Genomic DNA, 24,958 nt, shown 5'->3' with positions numbered 1-24,958 from the left:
TGTAGGTTTTCTTACAAATGTGAAAAATAGTTTTGCATTCACACACTAAACCATAAATAGAATATAAAGTTTCAATTTTTTTTATGGATTAAATTAAAAGAAAGTTATTCTTCCTCAATGGCTGCAAGGGGCACCTTGGGGAAGGGTTTCATTGGTATGCTTTTCATAAACCCATTTTTTAATATCTGGGTCGGCGAAGCATACCTTTTTTTGTTTTATATCAAAGGATGTGACAGATTGAAAAAACAAAAAAGCACCCACAAAAAAGACAAGAAAACCCGAATCTTATTGATCGTAATTGGCATTCTTGCTTCTTTAATCCTAGCACTATTTCTTTGCGGAAATCTCTATATTGATTCTTTATTGAACAGAACGATTCGTTCAAAGAAACTATCCAATGAAGACGCTTTAGTCAGCCAAGAAGTCTTAGATCAAGTTAAGAATCATCGCATTGTGAATATTGCGGTATTTGGTTCTGATAATGCTAAAAAGTCTGAATGGAATGACTATGAAATGGAACGCTCTGATGCCACAAAGATTATCTCTTTAGATTTTGATTCTAAGAAGATTAAAATCACCTCTTTACAGCGCGATACGTTAGTCTATATTCCAGATCCTTACAATGATTATGATAAACTTAATCATGCGCATTGGCGTGGTGGGCCGGAACTGGCAGTAAAAACGTTGAATTATAACTTTGACTTGGATATCACTCAATATGTTGGGTTTAGTTTTGAAGCAATAGAAACGTTAGTTGATTTAGTCGGTGGCATTGATATCACACTCCCAGATGGGCTTTTAGCTACACAAGTGATGGATTTAGGAGCCACGCGGGATGGAAATGTCTTTCACTTAAAAGGAAAACAAGCGCTTGGTTATTGCCGTATTCGGAAGGTAGATGATGATTTCCATCGCATGGACAGACAAAACGAAGTCATTCTAAAAATCGTAGAGAAGCTTTCTAAGAAGAACGTGTTTGAATTAATGGAAATCGTGGATGAAATGCTTCCTTATGTGGAAACCAACTTAACGAATAATGAAATCAAGAATGATATCACTTCCTTGTTGAGCTTTGATTTAAAACATATAGACCAATTTCAAATTCCATCAAAAGGGATGGATTCGATTGAGAAAGTCATTGAATACAATGGATTCAGTCCAATCTATATGATGGAAAACTATGAAGACTTAGCGAAAGAACTTCATTGGAACATCTACGAAGATGAAAGTTATCAACCAAGTTCCAATATCGTTCAATTAGAAAGAAATATCCAAAACCAATTCGGAGGATCCTAAAAGTAGGATTCTTTACTATAGAGAAGAGAAAAAAGGGAGATAGAAAATGTACGAAAACGACGAAATTGAAATTGATCTTTCGCGGGTGTTTGAAATTGTGAAGAAGCATTTCAAACCTTTCGCGCTGATTATCTTGGCGACTTCTATTGTGGCAACGTTAATTACTTTGTTTCTAATACCGAAAAAATATACCGCAGAAGCGAAGCTGATTATTGTTCAGAAATCGAATCCAGACAGTCAACAGATTAGTTATAATGATCTTCAGACATCGCAGAAATTAGTCAATACTTATAGCGAAATCCTAAAGAGTGAAGCGATTAGTGATGATGTCATCCGAAACCTGAAACTAGATCAGGAAGGAATCGATCACGCTTCTTATTTAAGTATGGTCAAGATCTCTTCAGTCAAAGACACAGAAGTCATTAAGATCTCAGTAGAAACAAAGGATCCCAATCTTTCAGCCAATATCGCGAATGAAATCGTTTCCGTTTTCAGAAGAAAGATCGTCACGATCATGAATATTGAAAACGTTACAGTATTAAACTCTGCGAAAGTTCCAGAACAAAAATCCAGCCCATCTAATCTTAAGAACACATTGATGGGATTTTTGCTTGGGTGTGTCATTGATGGCTGTATTGTGGTGTATCTCTTGCTCAATGACCGAAACGTTCGAACCGAAGAAGAGTTGAAGGAAATCTTTGATTATCCGATTATTGGTTTGATTCCAGATATGAATACAGGGGGGACTGAATAATGTTAAGAGTAGGAGATGAACTGATTACATTAACGGATCCGGAATCCTCGGCTTCAGAAGCTTATCGTACCTTAAGAACGAATATCTTGATGCGGAATTTTGATAAGGATATGAAAGTCATTAATATCATATCCACAACAGCGCAGGAAGGAAAAAGCACTTGTGTCTTAAACTTAGCGATGGTTTATGCTCAGCTTCAAAAGAAAGTTCTTGTTATCGACTTGGATTTACGCATGCCTACAATTCATAAGAAGTTGAAATTAAAGAATAAAAAAGGCATCTCTGATATTATTGGACATCAAGCAGAATTTGAAGAAGTTGTTTTACAACCTTATGAAAATGTGGATGTGATTACAGCGGGAACGAAGATTCCTTTTGCTTCAGAATTCATTCAGTCCAAAGCATTGAAAGAGTTTATTGATGAACGGAGAAAGGACTACGACTTAATTCTCTTAGACTGTCCGCCCGTTGGATTAGTGACGGATGGGGTAGTCGCTGCTTCCTATTGTGACGGTACGATTTTGGTCTGCGCCTCGAATCGGAATGATCGGAAAGAACTACTTCGAGTCAAGGACCAATTAGAACAGACACAAGTGAATGTAATTGGAATTGTGATGACGATGATGCCAGTCCAGAAGAAATACTATAACAGTTATGGCTATCGTTACAGCGACAGTCAAAAGAAAATAACACCAAAGAAAAAGAAAAATACCTTGATGTCATCGATTGCGAAAAAGAGTGACAAAAAGAAATGATTGATATTCATAGCCATTTAGTTCCAGGAGTAGATGATGGTAGTCAGGGTCTAGAAGAATCTTTAGCTTTATTAAAACAAGCAGAGACAGAAGGCATTACTGAAATCATCACCACACCGCATTATATGAAAAATGGTGATTTCAGGACTAAGGCGACAGAACTTGTACAACGATTTAATAAATTGAAAGAAGCCTATCAGGGATCCATCAAGCTTCATCTTGGAAATGAACTGTATATTCATCCTGATTTATCTGAGCTGTTAGAACAAGGAGAAATCTTAACACTGGCTGAATCAGAAACTATCTTAGTTGAATTTCCATTTCATGAATATAAAGAAGATTATGATGAGATACTTTATGAGTTATCGTTGAAATATCAAATCATTATTGCGCATCCGGAGAGATATGCCTATGTACAAGATGATCCCAACTTTTGTCTTCGATGGTTGAAGGAAGGGTATCTGCTTCAGTCAAATCAAAACAGCTTGTTTAAAAAAGAAACAAGAAAAGTCTTGATTCCAATGATTGAACATGGCTTTGTCAGTTTCATTGCCAGTGATGCCCATAACGAATATCGTCCTCTAGTATTAAGAGAAGCCTATGATGTACTTTCTGAAGAGTTAAATGAAACTCTTGCAATTCAATTAACAAGAGAGAATCCAAAGAGAATCCTGATGAATGAAAGGATTGTTCCAGAATACAGGGAAATGAAGAGAAAGAAGAAACGGTTTTTGTGGAGATAACAGAAATCGTTTTTATATGGGGAAAAGGGGGGAGAAGAAGATGCAGAAAAGAAAACGAAGAGTAGAACATTGGCAGGTCATCTCACTCTATCTCTTTCTTTATGATCTTATCGCTGTTAATTTAGCCTATTTATTAGCTTTGTGGTTTCGTTTTGATTGTCGATACTCTTTGATTCCACAAAGTTATCTCAATGCTTGGGTTCAGTTTATACCAATTTATACCGTGATCAGCTTAGTGATTTTCACAGGTTTGAAGTTATACCGCAGTTTATGGCGGTTTGCGGGTTACAGTGAGCTGCTTCGAGTGACTGCGGCTACAGTCTTGACTGGATTTTTGCACTGGTTAGGAATCACGACATTCTTTCAGAGTATGCCGGTTTCTTACTTTTTGTTTGGGATGATTATTCAGTTTTGCTTAACGATTGGAATTCGTTTCTCCTATCGATTTGTCTTGTTGGAAAGAAGCCGAAGAGAGAAATTGATGAAGAAGAAACAAGAAAAGAACATCCTATTGATTGGAGCGGGGGATGCAGGTCGATTGATCTTACGAGATGTACAGAGGACGGAGTTTGACGTAGGCAAGGTTCAATGCATCATTGATGATAATCCGAATAAATGGGGACGGTTTATTGATGGAATTCCGATTGTCGGAGGTCGCGATGATATCTTAGCTAACGTTGAGAAGTATGAAATCCAACAGATTCTAGTGGCTATACCGAGCGCTAAAGCGGAGGCAAAACGGGATATTCTGAATATCTGTAAAGAAACGGGTTGCGAGCTGAAGATGCTTCCAGGAATCTACCAGATGGTGAATGGCGATGTTGCTTTTTCTAAGATGAAAGAAGTGGCCGTGGAAGATCTCTTAGGAAGAGAACCCATTCAGGTTAACATGGATGAAATCTTTGAACACCTGAAAGGGAAAACGATCTTAGTCACCGGGGGTGGAGGATCGATTGGAAGCGAGTTATGCCGGCAGATCGCAGGACATCATCCTCAACAACTCATTCTTTTTGAAATCTATGAAAATAATGCTTATGACATTGAACAGGAATTGAAGCGGAAATATCCAGAATTAAATTTGGTTGTCTTAATAGGCTCTGTAAGAGATAGTCGGAGAATAGATGATGTTTTTGAGATGTATAAGCCGGATATTGTCTATCATGCGGCAGCGCATAAGCATGTGCCATTGATGGAAGGCAGTCCGGATGAAGCTATAAAAAACAATGTCATCGGTACATATAAAACGGCGTATGCAGCGCTGAAGAGTGGTTGTCAGCGGTTTGTCCTTATTAGTACTGATAAAGCGGTCAATCCGACCAACATCATGGGAGCAAGCAAACGCTTGTGTGAGATGGTGATTCAAAGTATGAATCAGATCAGCCAGACAGGACAGTTCAATTTGCTTCCTCAACTATGGTCACATACATGGAATCCTATAGAAGAAATCAAAGAGAACAATTTAAAAACTGAGTTTGTGGCAGTTCGGTTTGGGAATGTGCTAGGAAGTAATGGATCGGTCATTCCTTTGTTTAAGAAACAAATCGCAGAAGGTGGGCCAGTGACAGTAACGCATCCGGATATTATCCGATACTTTATGACGATTCCAGAAGCAGTCAGCTTAGTGCTGCAAGCCGGAACTTATGCCAAGGGAGGAGAAATCTTCGTGTTAGATATGGGAGATCCAGTGAAGATTGATACCCTGGCGAGAAATCTGATTAAGCTGTCAGGATATAAACCGGATGTCGATATCCAGATTGAATATACAGGACTCAGACCAGGGGAGAAATTGTACGAAGAAAAACTCATGGCAGAGGAAGGGTTAAAAACTACACCGAATAAGTTAATTCATATTGCGAAGCCGATCCCTTTTGATGTGAAACAGTTTATGAATCAAGTCGAGATCTTAGCTGAGGCCAGTTATACTAACAGTTCAAGAATTAAACAGCTAGTTTCTGAGGTTATCCCAACCTATCATCCTAAGAAGAAGCTGGATGAGATTGAAGCGAGAAGAGTAAAGAAGTTAATCGAGGAACGGGAAACCGCCGTGATGGCAGGGGGTGTCAAGTAGAAATGGAACCATTTAAGGAAAAAGTATGGCTGTCTTCACCAACGATGCATGGAAAAGAATTAAAGTACATGCAGGAAGCGTATGAGAAGAATTGGATGTCGACAGTAGGAGAAAACATCAATATCGTAGAGCAGCTTGCTTGTGAGAAGGTGGGCTGTCGTTATGCGGTTGCTTTATCTGCGGGGACTGCGGCTTTGCATATGGCGGTAAAACTGGCAGGCGTTAAACCCGGAGAAAAAGTATTCTGCAGCGATTTGACTTTTGATGCGACAGTGAATCCCGTTGTGTATGAAGGCGGAGTTCCAGTCTTTATTGATACGGAATATGAGACGTGGAATATGGATCCTGTTGCCTTAGAGAAAGCTTTTGAAATCTATCCTGAAGTAAGGGTTGTGGTCGTCGCTCACTTATATGGAACACCAGGAAAAGTGAATGAAATCAAAGCGATTTGTAAGAAGCACAAAGCAATCATGATCGAAGATGCGGCAGAGTCCTTAGGAGCGACCTATCAAGGTACACAAACAGGAATCTTTGGAACATATAACTGTATTTCTTTTAATGGGAACAAGATCATCACAGGTTCATCCGGAGGGATGCTGCTTACAGATGATTTAGAAGCTGCGAATAAAGTCAGAAAATGGTCAACCCAATCTAGAGAGAATGCACCATGGTACCAGCATGAGGAATTAGGCTACAACTATCGGATGAGTAATGTGATTGCGGGAGTGGTAAGAGGACAATTCCCTTATTTGGAAGAGCATATCGCTCAGAAGAAAGCAATCTATAAACACTATGAAGAAGGACTAAAGGATCTGCCTGTAATCATGAATCCCTATGATGCCAAGAACAGTGAACCCAACTTTTGGTTAAGCTGTATGCTTATCAGTCCAGAAGCGATGTGTAAACAACTGCGGGGAGAACAGGAAGCATTGTATGTGAGTGAACCTGGAAAGAGCTGTCCTACAGAAATTCTGGAAACTTTAGCGAAGTACAACGCAGAAGGAAGACCGATATGGAAGCCGATGCATATGCAGCCAATGTATCGGATGAATGGATTTATTACAAGAGAAGGAAATGGTAGGGCAAAGACCAATGCTTATATTCAGGGTGGAATGTTAGGAAAAGATGGCAAACCATTGGATGTAGGAATGGACATTTTTGATCGCGGATTATGCTTGCCGAGTGACAACAAGATGACAGTGGAACAGCAGGATAAGATCATAGCAATGATCCATGCCTGCTTCGAGTAAGTAAGAAGGTTGACAATGTACGCAAAATATATGAAGCGACCTTTAGATTTTGTGCTATCACTCATAGCAATTCTTATATTATCGCCAGTCTTTTTTGTTTTAACGATTTTTGGTCTGATTGCGATGCAAGGCGATCCTTTCTTTGTACAACTTAGACCAGGTAAAAAGGGTAAAGATGGAAAAGAAAGAATCTTCAAATTAATCAAATTTCGTACGATGGACAATCGGAAAGATAAAGAAGGGAATCTATTCCCTGACGAGATAAGATTGAATAAGTATGGAAGGAAATTGAGAAGTACAAGTCTTGATGAGCTGCCAGAGTTGTTCAATATACTGAAAGGCGATATGAGTCTAATTGGACCAAGACCACTCTTAGTCAAATACTTAGATCGATATAGTGAAGAACAAAGAAAAAGGCATAATGTACGACCAGGATTAACAGGATATGCGCAGGCTTATGGTCGTAATTCTTTAACTTGGGAAGAAAAATTTGAAAAAGATGTCTACTATGTTGATCATATTTCTCTGTGGCTCGATATAAAAATAATTTTTAAGACGGTATCTGTCGTGCTGAAACGAGAAGGAATTTCCTCTGAAGCCTCAGCAACAATGGAGGAATTTATAGGGAACGGAAGCGAGGTACAAGTCAATGTATAACCGACTTGTGATTATTGGTGCAGGGGGTCATGGAAAAGTGATAGCCGATATTGCCTTAAAGAATGGATATAAAGATATTTGTTTTGTGGATGATAATATCGATGGGGATTGCATGGGTTATCCAATTGTTGGGAAGAGTTGTGATTTAGAGCAACTTAACAATGGGGAAACTGATTTTGTGATTGCCATTGGAGATAATCAAATTCGCAAGAGAATAGCAGAGCAACATAAATTAAATTGGGTTACTCTTATTCATCCATCTGCACAGATTGCTTATGGAGTACTGATCGGCATTGGTAGTGTTGTTATGGCAGGAGCTGTGATTAATCCTGAAGCTATGATTGGTCAACATTGCATCATTAATACTTGCGCTGTGATCGAACATGACAATCAGTTAAGCGACTACGTTCATGTATCTCCCAATGCCACGTTAGGTGGAACAGTTCATGTTGGAAGTTGTACACAAATAGGTGTTGGTGCTACAGTACGAAATAATATTTCAATAGGAAATAATATTTTAGTAGGAGCAGGATCTGTTGTTATAAAAAATCTTTCTTTTAGTGGAATATATGTAGGGATACCTGCATGTTTTAAGAAATACTCCAAATGAGACACTTTAAAGAATTGCAAGCGATTTAAAATATAGGGAAAAGTACGACTTAATAAAATTTCCCACAAAATTTATAGAAGAAAAATAAAGAGCGAGTAACTTTCTATGTGTATATGATTTTTTTGTTTGCAGAGTTTAAAATTAATCATTTTATAAATATTTAGTTATAGTTTTGTAGCTGAAAATATCGAAGTAATAATAATTTAAATTTTGGTAAATAACATGATTGATAGTATTGAAAAAACATTTAAATGATGTGTGAAGAAGTTATAGAACTGAAATAAAGATATAGCATAAAGGTGGAGAGAACTATGAATATTTGGTTAATGAACCATTACGCAACGACAATGTACTTTGATAAAGCCGGCAGACATTATTGGTTTGCAAAGAGATTGGAAGCCTTAGGACACAGTGTTACTGTTTTTTGTGCTTCGACAATCCTGAACAAAATAGAAACTGTTGATACCGGCAATAAGAGGTGGATTATCAAGCAAGATGGTAACACTAATTTTATATTCGTTAAATGTCCGCCGAGTGTAGGCAATGGAATTGACCGAATAAAGAACATGGTAACTTTCTACTTAAACTTAAAACCTGTATGTAGAGAGTATGCTAAGCAGACACGGTTGCCGGATGTGATTGTTGCTTCCTCTGTACATCCATTGACAATGATTGCTGGTATAGAAATTGCAAAAAAAATGAATATTCCTTGCATCTGTGAGATTCGAGATTTATGGCCAGAAGCAATTTTTACTTTTGGAAAAACCAACGAAAACACCTTGATTGGACGAGCACTTACTGTCGGGGAACATTGGATATATAAAAATGCAGATGCACTTATCTTCACAAAAGAAGGGGATACAGATTATCTAAAGGAGAAGAAGTGGACGACTGCTCAAGGCGGAGATATTGATCTCATGAAATGTCATTACATAAATAATGGGGTCAATCTCGCAGCCTATAAAGAGCAGATTGAGACAGAGGTGTTAGACGATTCAGATCTACGTGATAGTAGTGTTTTTAATGTTGTGTATGCAGGCACAATTCGCCCTGTGAACAACGTAGGAAATCTTTTGGATTGTGCAAAAATAATTTCAGCAAAGTCTGGATATGAAGACATACAGTTTTTAATCTTTGGTGAAGGTGTCGAACTAGAACCTCTAAAAGAACGTGTTACAGATGAGCGTATTGAAAACGTTAAACTAAAAGGTTTTGTAGAAAGAAGATATATTCCGTATATACTAAGTAAATCGTCGGTGAATATTCTGAATTACTCTCAGAATGAATATAACTGGTCAAGGGGAAATAGTTCTAATAAATTGTTTGAATATATGGCAAGCGGTAAACCGGTTATTTCTACTGTGAAAATGGGTTATTCAATTATTGAGAAGTATCAATGCGGAATTGAGATTGAAGAGTGTACACCAGAATGTCTGGCTGAAGCCATTATTAAGCTTCATGATATGCCATTAGATAAGTCTGAGGAATTTGGCAGAAACGCTTATGAAGGATCAAAAGATTTTGACTTCAATATCCTTACAGAAAAGCTCATGGCTGTTATAAGGAGTGTCATAAAACAATGAAAGCATATATACAGTTAATTCAGGAACGTGGGCTCCCATGGTTTATCAATAGAAGTCTGTATAGTGTTAAGATAAAGGCAATGAACATTGCTCCACCCCTTGAAAAATTATTTGAAAAGAGTTCACCTGTTGTAGTTCGTGTTAACCTATTTGAGGTTGATACAGTACAGCTCAAAAAGAAATTGATTGAGTTACCCGGTGAAAAAAAACGAAAACTTGTGCAAGAAGCAGATGAAGCCTGTGTTGGAAAAATAAAAGGCTTCTCATCGCATGATTTTGATTACGGTTGGCCAATCAATTGGCAATTGAATCCGTTTACAAACAAATCCGCAGATGCAACAAAAAAATGGTACAGAATCCCTGATTTTGATTCTCAAAGAGGCGATATAAAAGCTATCTGGGAAATATCAAGGTTTTCACATTTTTTTTTATTTGCCAGAGCTTTTCTTTTGACAGAAGATGATAAATACTTTAAAGCTTTTTCTGCACAATTGTCAGATTGGCTAAAGCAAAATCCATATTCATATGGCGCAAACTTTAAGTGTGGTCAAGAGTGTGCTTTGAGAATGATGAGTTGCTTGATGATTTATCCGATTTTTGCTGCGAGATTATCAGAAAAAGATACTGAAAATGTGAAAGAGTTGGTTTCTCGGTGCTATAGAAAGATTATAAGTAATTTCAACTATGCCTATAAGTGTCAAAATAACAATCATACATTATCAGAACTGGCAGGAATGATTGCAGGAGCATGGTGTACTGGTGATACGCAAAGATTGAAGTGGGCGTACAAAACTCTTGATAAGGTTATATTAAAGCAGTTCTTAGCAGATGGAGGATATATACAGCAATCATTCAATTATCAACGTGTTGCCATGCAAGATATAGAAGCAATTTTAAGAATGAGCACTGTGACCAGACTGGACTTATCACAGGAGTCAAAATATCGAATACTAAATAGTGCTCTTCAAATGTATCAGTGTCAGGATATTACGGGTGATATGCCTAATTATGGATCAAATGATGGAGCCTTGATATTCCCAGTTACATCTTGTGGATATCGTGATTTTACTTCTAGTATAAATACTGTGTACGCCTTATTAACAGGTAAACGTCTATACTCTGAGGGGGATTACGATGAAGAACTTTTTTGGTTTGGGCTTGATAATGATCTTCCGCAAGAACAAGTGTTGAGAGAATCGAAAGCTTTTAATGAAACAGGATTGTATACCTTAAGAAACAATGATTGCTGGCTCATGGTAGTAGCGAAAAAATCAATTAATCACATGGATCAAAATCATCTGGATTTGTGGATAAACGGAAAAAACATTCTCTGCGATAGTGGTACTTATTCATACGCGGATGGCTTAGGACGAGAGCTATTTTCAACAAAGGCACACAATACCGTCTACTGCGAGGAAAAGGAACAAATAAACAGAATTGGTGCATTCGCCGTATATGGTCAACCGAAGCTGAAAAAGGTTAGCTGGAACCCAAATAGTATTACGACAGAGATAGTTTTTTTCAGTGGATATACACATCGTCGAATGGTATACCTTTCCGGTGATGGAGTTAAAGTACGTGATGAAGCGCAAACGACAATGAAAGAACATATTCATGCAAAAATATTGTTCCACACTCCCTTTGAAGTTTCAATTAAAAATAAACATGAAGTGATTCTTGAAAATAACAATTTACTTGTGACAGAAAACCTAGTGAAAGTATATCAAACAAAACGTAGTTTATTTTATCTACATCAGGAAGATATGAACTGCATCGAGATCAATATGCCCAACGGGCAAGCTTTAACTGAATTCATAATAAACAAAGGAGATAAATAAAAATGATTAATGTAATTGGACTTGGCTATATCGGACTTCCCACGGCTCTAATGATGGCATCTCATGGTGTTGAAGTTGTTGGCACTGACTATAACGAAGAACTTGTTGCTACTCTTAACGCAGGACACACCACCTTCAAAGAGGATGGTTTGGACGAACTTTTTGCTGAGGCTGTTAAAGCAGGTATCAAGTTTACTACCGAATATCAGGTAACAGATACCTATATTGTTTCTGTTCCTACACCCTATGATAAGTTCTCCAAGAAGGTTGATGCTTGCCATGTTGTGGCAGCTGTAAAAGCTATCATGAAAGTGTGTCCTGAAGGTGCGACGGTGGTTGTGGAATCTACAGTATCTCCCGGAACAATTGATAAATTCGTTCGCCCTGTGATAGAAGCTAATGGTTTTGTAATTGGACAGGACATCAATCTTGTCCATGCTCCTGAGCGTATCATTCCTGGTAACATGGTCTACGAACTGCTGCATAACAACCGAACTATCGGTGCGGATAATAAGTATGTCGGTGAGAAAATAAAGGAGCTATATTCCTCTTTTTGTCAGGGCGATATCGTAGTAACAGATATTCGTACAGCTGAAATGACTAAGGTTGTTGAGAACACCTTCCGTGCTGTTAACATCGCATTTGCAAATGAACTAGCAAAAATATGTAGACATGACAATATGGATGTGTATGAGATCATTAAGATCTGTAATATGCACCCTCGTGTAAACATTCTTCAACCTGGTCCTGGTGTTGGCGGTCACTGTATTTCTGTTGATCCTTGGTTCCTTGTTGGCGACTATCCTAGCCTTGCAAAAGTTATCGATGAGTCCATGAAAACAAACGATGGTATGCCTGATTTCGTGCTTAATCGTATCTATGAGATCATGCAGGAAAAGGGTTTGACTGATATTAGACGAGTTGGTTTATATGGCCTAACTTATAAAGAAAATGTAGATGACATGCGTGAATCTCCCACTCTTCAGATGCTGGAGTCAATGGAGCGACACCTTTGTGGTAACCTCGTAAAGGTTTATGATCCTTTCATTGAAAAAGATGAAGTCCCGAATCAAATGCACAACTTGGATGAATTCTTAAATGCAATTGATTTAGTTGTTCTTCTCGTTGGCCACGATGAGATTAAGCAGAATATGAACAAGCTGGCGGGTAAGATAGTTCTTGATACTCGAAATATATGTATGCTTGAAGGTACATACCGTTTGTAATATTTAAAAATTAGAAGTGATTCAAGTTCTACTATGAAAGGGATAGAGAAATGAAAACAGTAATGTTAGTTTTTGGCACAAGACCTGAAGCAATTAAGATGTGTCCACTCGTCAACGAGCTTAAGACACGGAAGAATATTAACACAGTAGTCTGTGTAACGGGTCAGCATCGACAGATGCTTGATCAGGTTCTGAAGGCATTTAACGTGGTGCCGGACTATGATCTGTCCATTATGAAGGAAAAGCAGACACTATTTGATATCACTACAAACATTTTGAATTGCATTGGTGAAGTGCTTGATGAAGTAAGGCCAGATGTGGTTTTAGTACACGGTGATACCAGCACCACTTTTGCAACTGCATTGGCTTGCTTCTACAAGCAAATTAATGTTGGGCATGTTGAGGCGGGTCTACGAACTTATGATATCTATAGTCCGTATCCCGAGGAATTCAATAGACAGGCAGTGGGAATTGTAGCAAAGTATAACTTCTCGCCCACCCAACTATCAAAAGAGAGTCTGCTGAGGGAAGGCAAAAAAGCCGAAAGCATCTATGTGACTGGTAATACTGCAATTGATGCGTTAAAGACAACAGTTCGTGTTGATTATAGTCACCCAGAACTAGATTGGGCTGAAGGTAGCCGCCTTATCGTCATTACCGCTCATCGTCGCGAAAATCTTGGTGAACCGATGCATAATATGTTCCGTGCAATTCGACATATCATGGATGAGCATCCTGACGTGAAGGCTATTTATCCTATTCACATGAACCCAATTGTGCGAGAAGCAGCTGCAAAGGAATTGGGGGGATGTGACAGAATTCATATTATCGAGCCGCTGGAGGTTCTGGATTTTCATAATCTGCTTGCGAGAAGTTATCTAATTCTAACCGACAGCGGTGGTATCCAGGAAGAAGCTCCATCTCTCGGCAAGCCCGTGCTTGTCATGCGAGATACTACTGAAAGACCGGAAGGTATCAAAGCTGGAACATTGAAGTTGGTCGGTACGAATGAACATGTAATATATGATAACTTCAAACTACTTTTGGAAAGCCAGGAAGCTTATAATGCAATGGCTCATGCAAGTAATCCCTATGGGGATGGATTTGCCTGTAGAAGGATTGCGGACATTTTGGAAAAATAATTTGTGTACAGTTGAAACGTTCAACTATAAAGAAATTCACTTTAAAGGGCGAATGATTCAATAAGGAAAGGCTAGGATCATAACGATGAAAACAGTATTTTTACTCTCACATATTCCCAATCCACGCATTAATAAGCGGATTGAGGTTGCAAAAAAGGCGGGCGAAATTGCAATAGTTTGTGTGCGCAGAGTTGCTCAGAATACATGGGAGCCCTTCCATATGGATGTGAAGCATGAGATTTTGGAACTTGACATGCCTTCGTCCCACCAGCTTGTGAAAAGATGTTTATCATCAAAGAAATATGGCGAATTTGCAAACGAGATGTTGAAAAAATATAAGCCAGATTTGATTTATACAGCAGGCATTGATTCACTCGTTATTGCAGTTTTTTATAAAAAGAAACATCCTTGTAAAATTATATATGAAGTTGCTGATTTGAGAGAGATTTATATTGAACAACCCCCAAATGTAGTAGCGAGATCATTCTCTACAGCAATAAAAAAGCTGGAAAAAAACTTATTTAAGTATGTTGACAGATTGGTTGTCACATCAGAAAAGTTCTATGATTTATATTATTACAATTTGATTTCCAAAGAAAAAATGCTGTTTATTCCCAATGTCCCCGATTTATCTGCATTTAAGAATTATACAAAAAAGCAGAATGGTGAATTCACAGTTGGATTTATTGGTGGTATTCGGTACCTTAATCAAATGAAAATGCTAGTAGATGCAGCTAAAATGTCGCATTGTAAAGTACTATTTGCGGGAGCTGGTGGAACAAATCAGGAATATAAGGAAATCCAGAAATACTGTCAAGGAAAAACTTATGTTAGCTTTACTGGCCGTTATGATTACAATCGAGATATTGCCAAACTGTATGGCGCAGTGGATTGTGTCTATTCGGTGTATGATGCTTCTAATGCAAATGTAAGAATCGCTCTTCCTAACAAACTTTATGAATCGGTATACTGTGGACTTCCGATAATCGTTGCAAAGAATACATACCTTGCAGAAATAGTTCAGAAATGGGGAGTTGGTGTAACTGTTGCATATGATAATATCGAAGAGTTGAAAGATGCTTTAGATCAATTAAAGAATAATAAACAGATGTTTTCTGAGATGGTTGACTCCTGCACTTTGCAAAAATCAGACGCTAACTGGATGATCTATGCGGATAAGCTTTTGAACTGTATGAATACCCTGGAAAAGGAATAAGATAGGGTAATTGTATGAAATACAATATTTTTACTGTTGATGTAGAAGGGCATGTTGGAACAGACCCAGTAAATAATCTGATTTATGCCGATTTAGGTAACAAAGGTAAATGGGGTATCGATAAGATTATGGATATTTGCAAAGCCTACGGAGTAAAAGGTCTGTTTTTTGTAGATATTGCAGAAGCTTGGGATTATGGAGAAGAAAAAATTGCTGGGGTCTTAAAGCATATTCAGGCTAGAGGTCATGATGTAGGTGTTCACATTCACCCAGATCATATGGCAGATCGTAAAAGACTGTTCCTTTGGGAATATACATATGAGGAACAATATGAAATTATCAAGAAATGTACTGAGTTCTATGTATGTACATTAGGTAAGAAACCTATTGCCTTTCGGGCAGGTAAGTATGGTGCAAATTATGATACTTTAGATATTCTTTCCAAACTTGGCTATCTTGCAGATTTTTCTGAATTTTATGGCCAGAAATGGTGTGGAATTAATCCACCTTTGACTTGTACGAAATTGGTTAGATACAAAAGCTTGCTGGAAGTTCCTACAACTGCTTATATGAGTTTTAATCAGTTTGGTTATTCCAGATTTGATAAGCTGGATACAAATATGGATTTAGGGGAGTTCAGGAAGATTGTGCCTCAATTGGTAAGAAGTGACGAGGTTGATGTAATTGTTTCTTTTGCACATAGTTTCTCTCTAATTGATTGGAGGACAAGAAAGGATAGTCCAAAGGCTAATTTGAAACTTGCCCTACAATTAGAAAGAATGTTCCAGTGTCTAGAGGAAAAACAAAGTGTTAAAAATGTGTCGCTCGAACAGCTGTTGAATGAAACGAAGGAGCGAGAGTTAATTCCTTCTCTAAAATATGTAGAAATGAAAGGATTAAAATCATTTCTTTATTTTGGCAAACGAGCGATACATGTATTGAAAATGAAACTTTCTAGTAAAGTAGTAAAGGGTGAAATTAAGGATGAACACAGTTGATAATTCCTCAAAGGTTTTGATTGTTAAATTATCGCCTTACAATGCTTTGACTTCCTCCAATATGCGAACTATAGCATTGATAAAGGGGTTACAAGAAATGGGATATTCCATTGACTGGCTGACGATTGCTCCCAGTGCAGTACATACGCTTAGAAATATGGCTGAATATGATTTTATGAACAAAGTAAACTATATTTTTGCGAATAACTTTCAAGTGTATGATAAAATCGTTACACATAAAAAAGGAGTAAAGGCAAGATTGACTAACTTTTTACGTAAGATGTATCATGCATTTTCTATGTATGACTACACACAGACTATTGCAAATAAAGTCAATATATTATCCCTTTCAGAAAAAAAATATAAATATGTTTTTACTATTTCTGATCCTAAAAGTTCTCATATTGCGCTTCGGAGATTGAAGGCTCAAGGATTGAAATTTGATAAATGGATTCAATATTGGGGGGATCCCTTGGTAGGAGACATTACGAATAAGAGTGTTTATCCAAAGTTCGTATTGGCACACGAGGAACGCAAACTATTTGCATCGTGTGACAAAATCGTGTACACTTCTCCATTTACGTTACAGAATGAAGCACTATTACATAGGCAATATAAGAACAAAATGATCTTTGTACCAACTCCCTTTATTGAAAAGAAGTGTTACGGGAAGACGAATAATCGTAGACCGCTGGTCAGCTATTTTGGTTCATACAAATCAGATATTCGTAATATTGTCCCACTCTATGATGCTGCATTAAAAGTAAGAGATTATTTTGATTTCCTGATTGTTGGTGACTCAGATCTGGATCTTGAGGGTAAAGATAATATCGAGATCAAACCAAGAGGAGATGTATCAGAGGATGAAAAATGTACAGATATTTATATCTGTGTTTTAAATAACTCTGGAACACAAATTCCGGGAAAAGTATATCACGATGCCGCAACGGACAAGCCTGTACTGGTTATTCTTGACGGAGAAGCAGGAAACGAAATTAAAGAATATTTGTCAACATTTGAACGCTACTATTTTTGTGCAAATCATGCCGATGCTATTGCTAGCGCCTTAAGATATATTGTATATGAAAATAAAAATTGGGAGCCATCAAATCAGCTAGAACCAGTATTTGTGGTTAATAAGATGCTTCATTTTAAATAAGAACATCAGTTTGATTATTGTTGACAATGTTATATGGATTGCGCTTAAGAATGGAAGAGATGCTTAAAACTCTATTCAGATGTTTTGATATATATTATGAAGGGTTATTGTATTTAAAACGGGTGAAATATGATTTTGTTTGTTTTAGTGGTTGTTTGCGTGAGCACAACCCTTAGTGCTTTATACTGGAATTTTGGGATATTAATTATTACACTATTGTTTCTATCAGTTTTTTTACTTTGCGCAAAAGAAATACATGGGCGCTTTTGGTATTATGCAATAGCAGCGTTTTTGATTGGTATATTTATTGTCGTTCTTCAATATTATTGGTATATTAGTGATTACGGAGTTCCCTATTATGCAGGAGGCAGCGATGATTACAATTTTGAGAATTCTGCCCTCAACTATGTCATGGCGAATGGGAAGTTTCTCCCGTGGCAATTGGCGAATGATTATATTCCTTTAGGAAATAACTCAAAGGGTTTCATTTTGGTCTTAGCTTGGATTAAATTGTTGTGTAATAGCTTTGGAGGATATCATACGATGATGCCTCGAATTATGAACCTCTTTTTATTGTTAGCAACAGGTGCCTTGGCTTATAAGTATATGGCAAATAATAAAATGTGTGAACAGAAACCAAAGATGTATCTCCGCACATTCTTGGCAATTACAATTTTTCCCAATTGTCTATATATCTCTGCTCATGTTTTTCGAGATACGTTAAGTATGTTTTTAACTTTCGCTATAGTATATTTATGGGATTGTGTCGCTATTAGAAGCTGTCAATCATCTGGAGGATCTGATAAAATTAAGATGTTTGCGATTAGCTCCAATGGTTCGTTGCAAATATTTTTTAACGGTGCATTAAGTGTAGTATTGATTTATTTAGATTATACGATTCGTAGTGAGACCTTATATATCAACTTGATTGCAATAATGATAACGCTTTGTTTTACTTATCCAGAAACCATTAGAAAAAATTTAAAGAACATCTTGTTCATAGGGTTTATATTGTCATCCTTTTTGGTATTTACAGAGCTTGGAAAAATAGTGGAAAGTAAAATTATCAATTATACTGGATACCGTCAAAACATATCATCAGATGGCCTTTCTGCCAATGTATTCCGAATACCTTTATTTCCTTTCGGTTTCCTTGTGAGATTAATGTATGCTGCAGTTTTCCCATTACCACTGGGAATCTTAAATTTTAGTCGTCTATTTAGTGATTATTATCATTTTGCAAATTTTTTCATATCGTGCGGTACAATCTGGCAGATTATAAATTATCCCAATGTGATGCGCGGGATTAAGAAGCAGTGGGATAAAACGGTATTTATTTATGTCATGATGTTCTGCATTATTGCAATAACAACCTTTACTTTTAGGCATTTCATTTTAATGTACCCATATATGTTTATTCTTTCATCGCGCGGGCTAGCGGCAAGTAACAGACAAAAATACAAAATAGACGCTATTTTTATCCTTTTCATACTTGCTATATTTGCAGTAATTTACTTAGCTATTTCTTAATGTTTAGAGGTATTTCAATGAGAATATTATTTGTAACTATGCATATGGAAATGGGAGGCATCAGAAAATCCCTATTAAACCTACTATATGCATTAAAAAATCAGGAAAATATAAAAATAGATTTGCTGGTGTTGCGCGGAGAGTTGGAAGATATCAAACATCAGATAGCTGGCCTAGGCGTTGAAAATTGCTTTATTTGTGAAAAAACGAATGTTTATGGCAGTACATTAAAATTGCAAAAAGGCATTTCCAGTAAGTTTCTTAAGATAGTTTATGGGATAGAATGTAGGCTATGGAACAGGGAAAAGGTAATCAGACGTTTGATTTCTCATGCTCCTGCTTATTCTGGTTATGATGTGGCGATATCCTATACAAATGGAATTTGGACTAAGGGTTCTGTAAATTTCTCAGGTGGTTGTGAGTTCTATGTAATGGACAGAGTGCAAGCAACTAGAAAGCTAGCGTGGATTCATAGTGATCCTGCAAGGCTTGGCTTTACAAATGAAGTATGTCAAAGAGTATACAGCAAGTTTGACGCAGTTGTAAATGTATCAAAAGGCTGCAAACAGATCTTCGATGAAATATGCCCAGAATTGGTATTTAAGTCGAAGGTTTTTTACAATCTATGTGGTGCAGATATTATTCGTAAGCAAGCAGCCGATTTTGATCCATATGTAGAATTAGAAAAAGAAGTGTTTAAAATTGTTACAGTGTGCAGATTAGACAATAAGTCTAAACGCATAGATCGAGCCATCAAATGTGCAGCCATACTAAAGAAAGAATTTGGAAATATAATCCATTGGACTGTTGTCGGGAATGGAATTGATAACACATATCTTCGCTCTTTGGCAAAAGTGGAAGATGTTGATGACATCATTTTTTTTGTTGGAGAAAAAGATAATCCATACCCGTATGTAAAAAATGCGGATGTCTTTGTTTTGACATCAGATTATGAGGCATTTTCTATTACAGTTAAGGAAGCATTGCTTCTAGGAGTTCCAGTCGTGTTAACTCCGATACCTTCAGCCAATGAATTGATTGTTGATGGAGAAAGTGGTTATATTGCAGATTTCTCGTCTGAATCTGTTGCCGATAGGTTAAAAGTGTTAATCAATACCCCTGAACAACTTCAAAAAATGAAGAATATTTTGCATAACAACGCAGAAATGGAAGACTGCAACTCCTTTATTAAGCTGATCAATGGTCAGCTATAGTTTAACAGTAAGTCTGGTTGACGTTAATGAGGTAATAGTATGAAGTTTATTGATAAATTTAGAATAGGTTATTGGAATGTTGGTGTAATAGAGAAAAGCATCGAATCCGTAATGTCTGATGAATCATATGAAATAAGATGGATGAAGCATCGATATAAAGATCGTTTCTTTGCTGATCCCTTTTTGCATCATCAAGATGAAAGTCATTATTATATTTTAGCAGAAGAATTGATTTTTGCAAAACGGAAAGGAACAATTGTCCTTTTAAAAGTGAACAAAAGAACAATGAAACTTGTAAATAGGAAGGAAATCATCGTTGATGAATATCATCTGTCCTATCCTAATTTTGAGGATGGATCTATCGTTGCGGAAAATTATAAAAGTGGTTGTTTAAGTCGGTTTGTGTCTGAGAGTGGTATAGTTAAGAAAACAAAGATTTTAGATATTCCGCTGATTGATCCTACCTTTGTTGAGTATTGTGGCAAAAAGTGGTTATTCGGGACAACGAAGGAGCAAGAGATAGATTCCAATAGTAAGTTAAGTATTTTTATAGAAGAGGATGGTAAATTTATTCCTCATTATAAAAATCCAGTTAAATTTAGTATAAACTCAGCTCGTCCTGGGGGCAAGTTCTTTTGGTTCAAAGGCGAATTATATCGTCCTGCTCAAAACTGTGAACACCTTTACGGTGAAGATATACGGATTATGCGGGTAACACAATTGGATAGAAATAACTATTGCGAAGAGTATGTTAAAACGATTTCTTCTCATAGCTCAGACAGATATAACCTCGGGTTACATACATTTAATACTTATGATGGTTTTATTATTGTAGATGGATATGAATGTACTTTTCAATTTGTGCAGAGAGTAATCAATAAGTTGACGAGATGCTGATGGGAGGTTGATAAAATGGAAAAAGTTGGTGTAATTACATTTCATCGTGCAATAAATTATGGGGCTATTCTTCAGGCAATAGCTCTGCAGCGAGCGATCATAGATATGGGAGAGGAATCCGAACTAATTGATTATGTGGATAAACTCTATGAACACTATGAGATTACTTATAAAGCTTCAAATCCAGTAATAACAATTGTGAAATATCTTTTGTCTGGAAAAGTTCGCCTTAAGGCTAAACGGTTTAATGAATTCCTCACTAAGAATGCAAATGTTTCGACAAGACGATATACGAAAACTAATATTGAAAGTATAAACGAGGATGAGTATAAATTGTTCTTAACTGGAAGCGATCAAGTTTTTAACCCACGTATCGTAGACTTTGATGACACATACTTATTAGGCTTTGTTAAGGATAAAGGCAAATGTTGTTCTTATGCAGCGAGTGTTGGGCTTGCTGAATTGAATGAGCGAGAGCAATGTTGGTTATACAGATATATAAAGGATTATCGCAAGGTTCTTATTCGGGAACGAACAGGACAAGATATACTTAATCAAATTGGAATTTATAATAGTACTCTTGTTTGCGATCCAACATTCTTGCTAAATAAAGAAACTTGGGAAGAGATGGAACATAAAATCAATACTCCGTCGCATTATATTTTATGCTATGGATTTGGGAAGAATCCGTACATGAAAGAATACGCAGATGCAATGTCGAAGAAAATGGGAATGCCAGTTTATGAAATTAGCGATATACTGATTAATAGAAAATCCGATCATCGAATGTTCAAGGGAGTAGGCCCAGCTGAATGGTTGTATTTGATCCACAATGCTGATCATATAGTGACAAATTCATTTCATGGAATGATTTTTAGCTTTATTTTTGAACGGCAGGTAGTAATAGCAGATTGTAATGATGGGACATTCTCGCGAATGGAAGATTTCTTGCGAGAAATGGAATGTCAATATCGTATTATCAATAACAAATCTGCCAATTTACTAATGGAACCAATAAACTATGAGCGTGTTTTGCCAAAACTTACATCGTATATCGCTCGTTCAAGAAATTCGTTGCAGTCGATTATAAATAACAAGGTGAAAAAACAGTGAAGGGTCAAAAAATAGTCTCTGGAGTCGGATGGTCATTTGCTGAACGATTAGTATCACAAATCGTTACTTTTATTGTTTCGATAGTTTTAGCTAGACTTTTGGCTCCAGAAGATTATGGAATTTTAGCTCTAGTGAATGTATTCGTTTCAATTGCCGATGCATTAGTTATTGGAGGATTCGGAATTGCTCTGATTCAAAAAAAAGATGCAGATGAGCAAGATTTTAACTCTGTTTTTTGGCTTAGCATAAGCATATCTGTTGCGTTGTATCTGATTCTATTTTTTTGTGCTCCATATATCACTTCTTTTTATAATGAACCAAGTCTGACCTTGATTACTCGTATTTTAGGCATTAGATTGATCTTTTCAGCTTTCAATTCTATTCAACATGCTTATATACAAAAGGTAATGCAGTTTAGAAGATTATTTTTTACTTCAACATCTGCAGCAATTCTCTCTGGGACAGCAGGAGTATTAGCGGCTATTTATGGAGCTGGTGTTTGGGCGCTTATCATTCAGCAATTGCTCTACATTGCATTAAGCACAGGATTCTTATATATCGTAATTGCCTGGAAACCAAAGTTTATGTGTTCAAAAAATAGTATTCAAACAATGTGGGGGTATGGTTGTAAAGTTTTCCTGGCGACTATGGTTGATACTTTAAAAGATAATATCCGGAGTTTGGTTGTTGGTAAAGTGTTTTCTGAGTCTGATTTGGCATATTACAATCAGGGAAAAAGATTTCCTCAGTTGTTAGTAAATGATATTGTTAATTCGGTTGGAAAAGTTCTTTTGCCAGCTTTTTCTGAGCAGCAAGATGATAAGGAGAAAAACAAGGGTCTGATGAGGATGTCTATTAGAATTAGCAGTTTTATTGTACTCCCTATGATATTTGGTCTCATAGGCATTGCAGATGTATTTATTGAGTTAGTTCTAACAGAAAAATGGTTACCTTGTGTTCCATATTTGCGTATACTCAGTCTTGTGTATATGAGCAGATCGTTAAATACAGTGATGAAAAACTCGTTACTTTCTATTGGAAAAAGCGGAGTAAATCTGTTTCACGAAATTGTTACATCGGTTTTGACGATTATTTTGGTATTGATGGCAGCTTTTATTTGGAAAAGCGTTGAGTTAATAGCTTGGAGCTATGTAATTGTATCAGGATTAGGTACTATTATCTTTTCCTATTTTGTTATTCGAGAATATAAATATTTAATCAAAGAAATCATAAGAGATTATGTACCTGCTTTATTACTTGCTCTATTTATGTCCTTGGTTGTGTATGCTGTTGGGAAAATTGCCCTACCACTAGCAATTAAGCTGTTATTGCAGATTTCGATAGGTGTACTGATTTATATAGATGGTGCCAAATTGTTTAGGATGGCTGAATTTACTTATATATCGAGTATTATAAAAAAAATATTACATAAAAAGAAGGTGGAAGATTGAACATAAAAGTGATAGTAGACAAAGATAAATGTACTGGATGCCGTGCATGTGAGACAAACTGCCCTGTGAATGCAATTTCCTTCCTTGCAGATAGAGAAGGTTTTTTAGCTCCGCAAATTGATAAAAATATATGTATTGAATGTGGAAAGTGTTATGTGAAATGTCCTTCAAATACAGATTATTGTAAAAATTTAGCCGAGGTTGGTTATGTTGTACAATACGGAAAAACTAAATTGACAAAACAGAGTGCATCTGGTGGGGCATTTGTAGGATTAGCGATATATTTTTTAGAAAAGTGTAAAGCATTAGTAGTAGGAGCTTCTTTATGTGATGACCTTGTTGTACGACATATTGTAATTAGTTCAAGCAAAGAAATCACAAAACTGCAGAATTCAAAGTATGTTCAAAGTAATATTGGAAATATATATAAAATTGTTGCTGAGGCGCTGAAAAACAATAAAATCGTGCTTTTCACAGGAACTCCTTGCCAAATTGCAGGGTTATATGCATCATTACCTCAAAAAGAGTATTCAAATCTTTACACTGCGGATATTGTTTGTCATGGTGTTCCAAGTCCGTTTTTTTTGAAAAGATCATTGGATGAGAATTCGAAAACAAAACAAGGCAAAGTTGTAAGCTATAAGTTTCGACACAAGAATCCTATTACGAAATCCACTTCTTCCTATATTATGATGATGAAGATGATGCGGGGCTTACCTATTGTTCGAGAACCAAAAAATGATCCATACTTCAATTTGTTTATGCAGGGAATGTCGTTTAGGGAGAGTTGCTATCAATGTAGGTATGCTTGTTTAACTCGACCTGGTGATTTTACAATGGGTGATTGTGATAGCAAGATGTTTTATCCAGATTTTCATCCTAAAGAATCTAATTCTATTTTGTTAATCAATAGTGAAAAGGCGAGAAAAATATGGAATGCTGTAAAAAAAGAATTTGATTATGTCTCATTAGACGTTCAAAGAGAAGCAAACTATAATCATCAACTTAAACACCCATATGTACGACCAACAGAAAGAGATGAGTTATATAATGTTATATTTACTAACGATTGGAAAATAGTTAACAATAAATTTTCTAAGATACCATCAAAAATTGCAAGGTACAAACTTTTACTCTTAGCATTTATCCCAAACGGAATAATTAATATATATTCAAAAATTCGAAATTACTTTAATTAGTGCAAAACAAAAGACAGATACGCGAAATTAAAAATGTCGGAAAGTTTGATGATAGGTGTTGGGTGATTCGATAACTTGATAATAGTATGATTAATATAGAATAAGATAAAATTTTACAAGCATGAATTGGAGCCGGCACCTGAATCTATTTATCGATTGTTGATTGTCCTATGTTCTGTACCATAGAATTGTATGCTTCTAGCTAAATGAAAAGAATGGTTCTCAATTTAGAAAGTAAAAGCTACATAGAAGAAACAAG

At 36.5% G+C, this 24,958-nt stretch carries 21 protein-coding genes; all 21 read left to right on the top strand.

Features of this window, described 5'->3' with window-relative positions:
- The first annotated feature begins 237 nt into the window (after positions 1-237).
- The 21 genes from BN162_RS04245 to BN162_RS04145 all read left to right on the top strand — a co-directional run bounded on the left by BN162_RS04245 (position 238) and on the right by BN162_RS04145 (position 24,699).
- On the top strand, positions 238-1,296 hold the full coding sequence (locus BN162_RS04245) for an LCP family protein (RefSeq protein WP_040451459.1): 1,059 nt from the start codon (positions 238-240) through the stop codon (positions 1,294-1,296).
- Between the two features lie 46 nt (positions 1,297-1,342).
- Positions 1,343-2,050, top strand: coding sequence for a YveK family protein (locus BN162_RS04240; RefSeq protein ID WP_020223837.1), 708 nt, complete (start codon positions 1,343-1,345; stop codon positions 2,048-2,050).
- Positions 2,050-2,805 (top strand): CpsD/CapB family tyrosine-protein kinase, encoded by a 756-nt coding sequence (locus BN162_RS04235; protein ID WP_020223836.1) that lies wholly within the window; start codon positions 2,050-2,052, stop codon positions 2,803-2,805. Before BN162_RS04240 ends, BN162_RS04235 begins: the two co-directional genes overlap by 1 nt.
- Complete coding sequence (locus BN162_RS04230) at positions 2,802-3,548, top strand: tyrosine-protein phosphatase (RefSeq protein WP_020223835.1); 747 nt, start codon at positions 2,802-2,804, stop codon at positions 3,546-3,548. The genes BN162_RS04235 and BN162_RS04230 overlap by 4 nt, the downstream gene beginning before the upstream one ends.
- 40 nt (positions 3,549-3,588) lie before the next feature.
- The gene (locus tag BN162_RS04225; RefSeq protein WP_020223834.1) at positions 3,589-5,616 is read left to right on the top strand and encodes a nucleoside-diphosphate sugar epimerase/dehydratase; all 2,028 of its coding nucleotides are present in this window, start codon (positions 3,589-3,591) and stop codon (positions 5,614-5,616) included.
- A 2-nt stretch (positions 5,617-5,618) separates the two neighbouring features.
- Positions 5,619-6,866, top strand: a complete 1,248-nt coding sequence (locus tag BN162_RS04220) for a DegT/DnrJ/EryC1/StrS family aminotransferase (RefSeq protein ID WP_020223833.1) — start codon at positions 5,619-5,621, stop codon at positions 6,864-6,866.
- A 15-nt stretch (positions 6,867-6,881) separates the two neighbouring features.
- Positions 6,882-7,523: a sugar transferase gene (locus BN162_RS04215; RefSeq protein ID WP_020223832.1), complete on the top strand. Its 642-nt coding sequence runs from the start codon at positions 6,882-6,884 to the stop codon at positions 7,521-7,523.
- Positions 7,516-8,133, top strand: coding sequence for an acetyltransferase (locus BN162_RS04210; protein ID WP_020223831.1), 618 nt, complete (start codon positions 7,516-7,518; stop codon positions 8,131-8,133). Before BN162_RS04215 ends, BN162_RS04210 begins: the two co-directional genes overlap by 8 nt.
- Positions 8,134-8,444: 311 nt before the next feature.
- Positions 8,445-9,716 carry a glycosyltransferase family 4 protein gene (locus BN162_RS04205; RefSeq protein ID WP_020223830.1) on the top strand — a complete coding sequence of 424 codons (1,272 nt, stop codon included), beginning with the start codon at positions 8,445-8,447 and terminating at the stop codon, positions 9,714-9,716.
- Entirely contained in the window at positions 9,713-11,554 is a 1,842-nt protein-coding gene (locus BN162_RS04200) for a heparinase II/III domain-containing protein (protein ID WP_020223829.1), read from the top strand. Before BN162_RS04205 ends, BN162_RS04200 begins: the two co-directional genes overlap by 4 nt.
- 2 nt (positions 11,555-11,556) lie before the next feature.
- Complete coding sequence (locus tag BN162_RS04195; protein WP_020223828.1) at positions 11,557-12,780, top strand: nucleotide sugar dehydrogenase; 1,224 nt, start codon at positions 11,557-11,559, stop codon at positions 12,778-12,780.
- 50 nt (positions 12,781-12,830) lie between these two features.
- On the top strand, positions 12,831-13,922 hold the full coding sequence (gene wecB / locus BN162_RS04190; RefSeq protein WP_020223827.1) for a non-hydrolyzing UDP-N-acetylglucosamine 2-epimerase: 1,092 nt from the start codon (positions 12,831-12,833) through the stop codon (positions 13,920-13,922).
- Between the two features lie 85 nt (positions 13,923-14,007).
- Positions 14,008-15,138, top strand: a complete 1,131-nt coding sequence (locus BN162_RS04185; protein ID WP_020223826.1) for a glycosyltransferase — start codon at positions 14,008-14,010, stop codon at positions 15,136-15,138.
- A gap of 14 nt (positions 15,139-15,152) precedes the next feature.
- Complete coding sequence (locus tag BN162_RS04180) at positions 15,153-16,136, top strand: polysaccharide deacetylase family protein (protein ID WP_020223825.1); 984 nt, start codon at positions 15,153-15,155, stop codon at positions 16,134-16,136.
- Positions 16,123-17,295, top strand: a complete 1,173-nt coding sequence (locus BN162_RS04175; RefSeq protein ID WP_020223824.1) for a glycosyltransferase family protein — start codon at positions 16,123-16,125, stop codon at positions 17,293-17,295. Before BN162_RS04180 ends, BN162_RS04175 begins: the two co-directional genes overlap by 14 nt.
- A gap of 129 nt (positions 17,296-17,424) precedes the next feature.
- A complete protein-coding gene (locus BN162_RS04170; protein ID WP_020223823.1) occupies positions 17,425-18,825 on the top strand; it encodes a hypothetical protein in 1,401 nt (466 codons plus the stop codon).
- A 17-nt stretch (positions 18,826-18,842) separates the two neighbouring features.
- Positions 18,843-20,039: a glycosyltransferase gene (locus BN162_RS04165; RefSeq protein ID WP_020223822.1), complete on the top strand. Its 1,197-nt coding sequence runs from the start codon at positions 18,843-18,845 to the stop codon at positions 20,037-20,039.
- A gap of 39 nt (positions 20,040-20,078) precedes the next feature.
- Positions 20,079-20,936, top strand: coding sequence for a glucosamine inositolphosphorylceramide transferase family protein (locus BN162_RS04160; protein WP_020223821.1), 858 nt, complete (start codon positions 20,079-20,081; stop codon positions 20,934-20,936).
- Positions 20,937-20,951: 15 nt separating this feature from the next.
- Complete coding sequence (locus BN162_RS04155; protein ID WP_020223820.1) at positions 20,952-22,049, top strand: polysaccharide pyruvyl transferase family protein; 1,098 nt, start codon at positions 20,952-20,954, stop codon at positions 22,047-22,049.
- The gene (locus BN162_RS04150) at positions 22,046-23,500 is read left to right on the top strand and encodes a lipopolysaccharide biosynthesis protein (protein ID WP_020223819.1); all 1,455 of its coding nucleotides are present in this window, start codon (positions 22,046-22,048) and stop codon (positions 23,498-23,500) included. Before BN162_RS04155 ends, BN162_RS04150 begins: the two co-directional genes overlap by 4 nt.
- Positions 23,497-24,699 carry a Coenzyme F420 hydrogenase/dehydrogenase, beta subunit C-terminal domain gene (locus tag BN162_RS04145; RefSeq protein WP_020223818.1) on the top strand — a complete coding sequence of 401 codons (1,203 nt, stop codon included), beginning with the start codon at positions 23,497-23,499 and terminating at the stop codon, positions 24,697-24,699. The genes BN162_RS04150 and BN162_RS04145 overlap by 4 nt, the downstream gene beginning before the upstream one ends.
- Positions 24,700-24,958: the final 259 nt, after the last annotated feature.

This window comes from Holdemania massiliensis AP2 (assembly GCF_000327285.1).
Classification (GTDB): domain Bacteria; phylum Bacillota_I; class Bacilli_A; order Erysipelotrichales; family Erysipelotrichaceae; genus Holdemania; species Holdemania massiliensis.
This window is presented reverse-complemented; position numbering and strand designations above follow the sequence as displayed.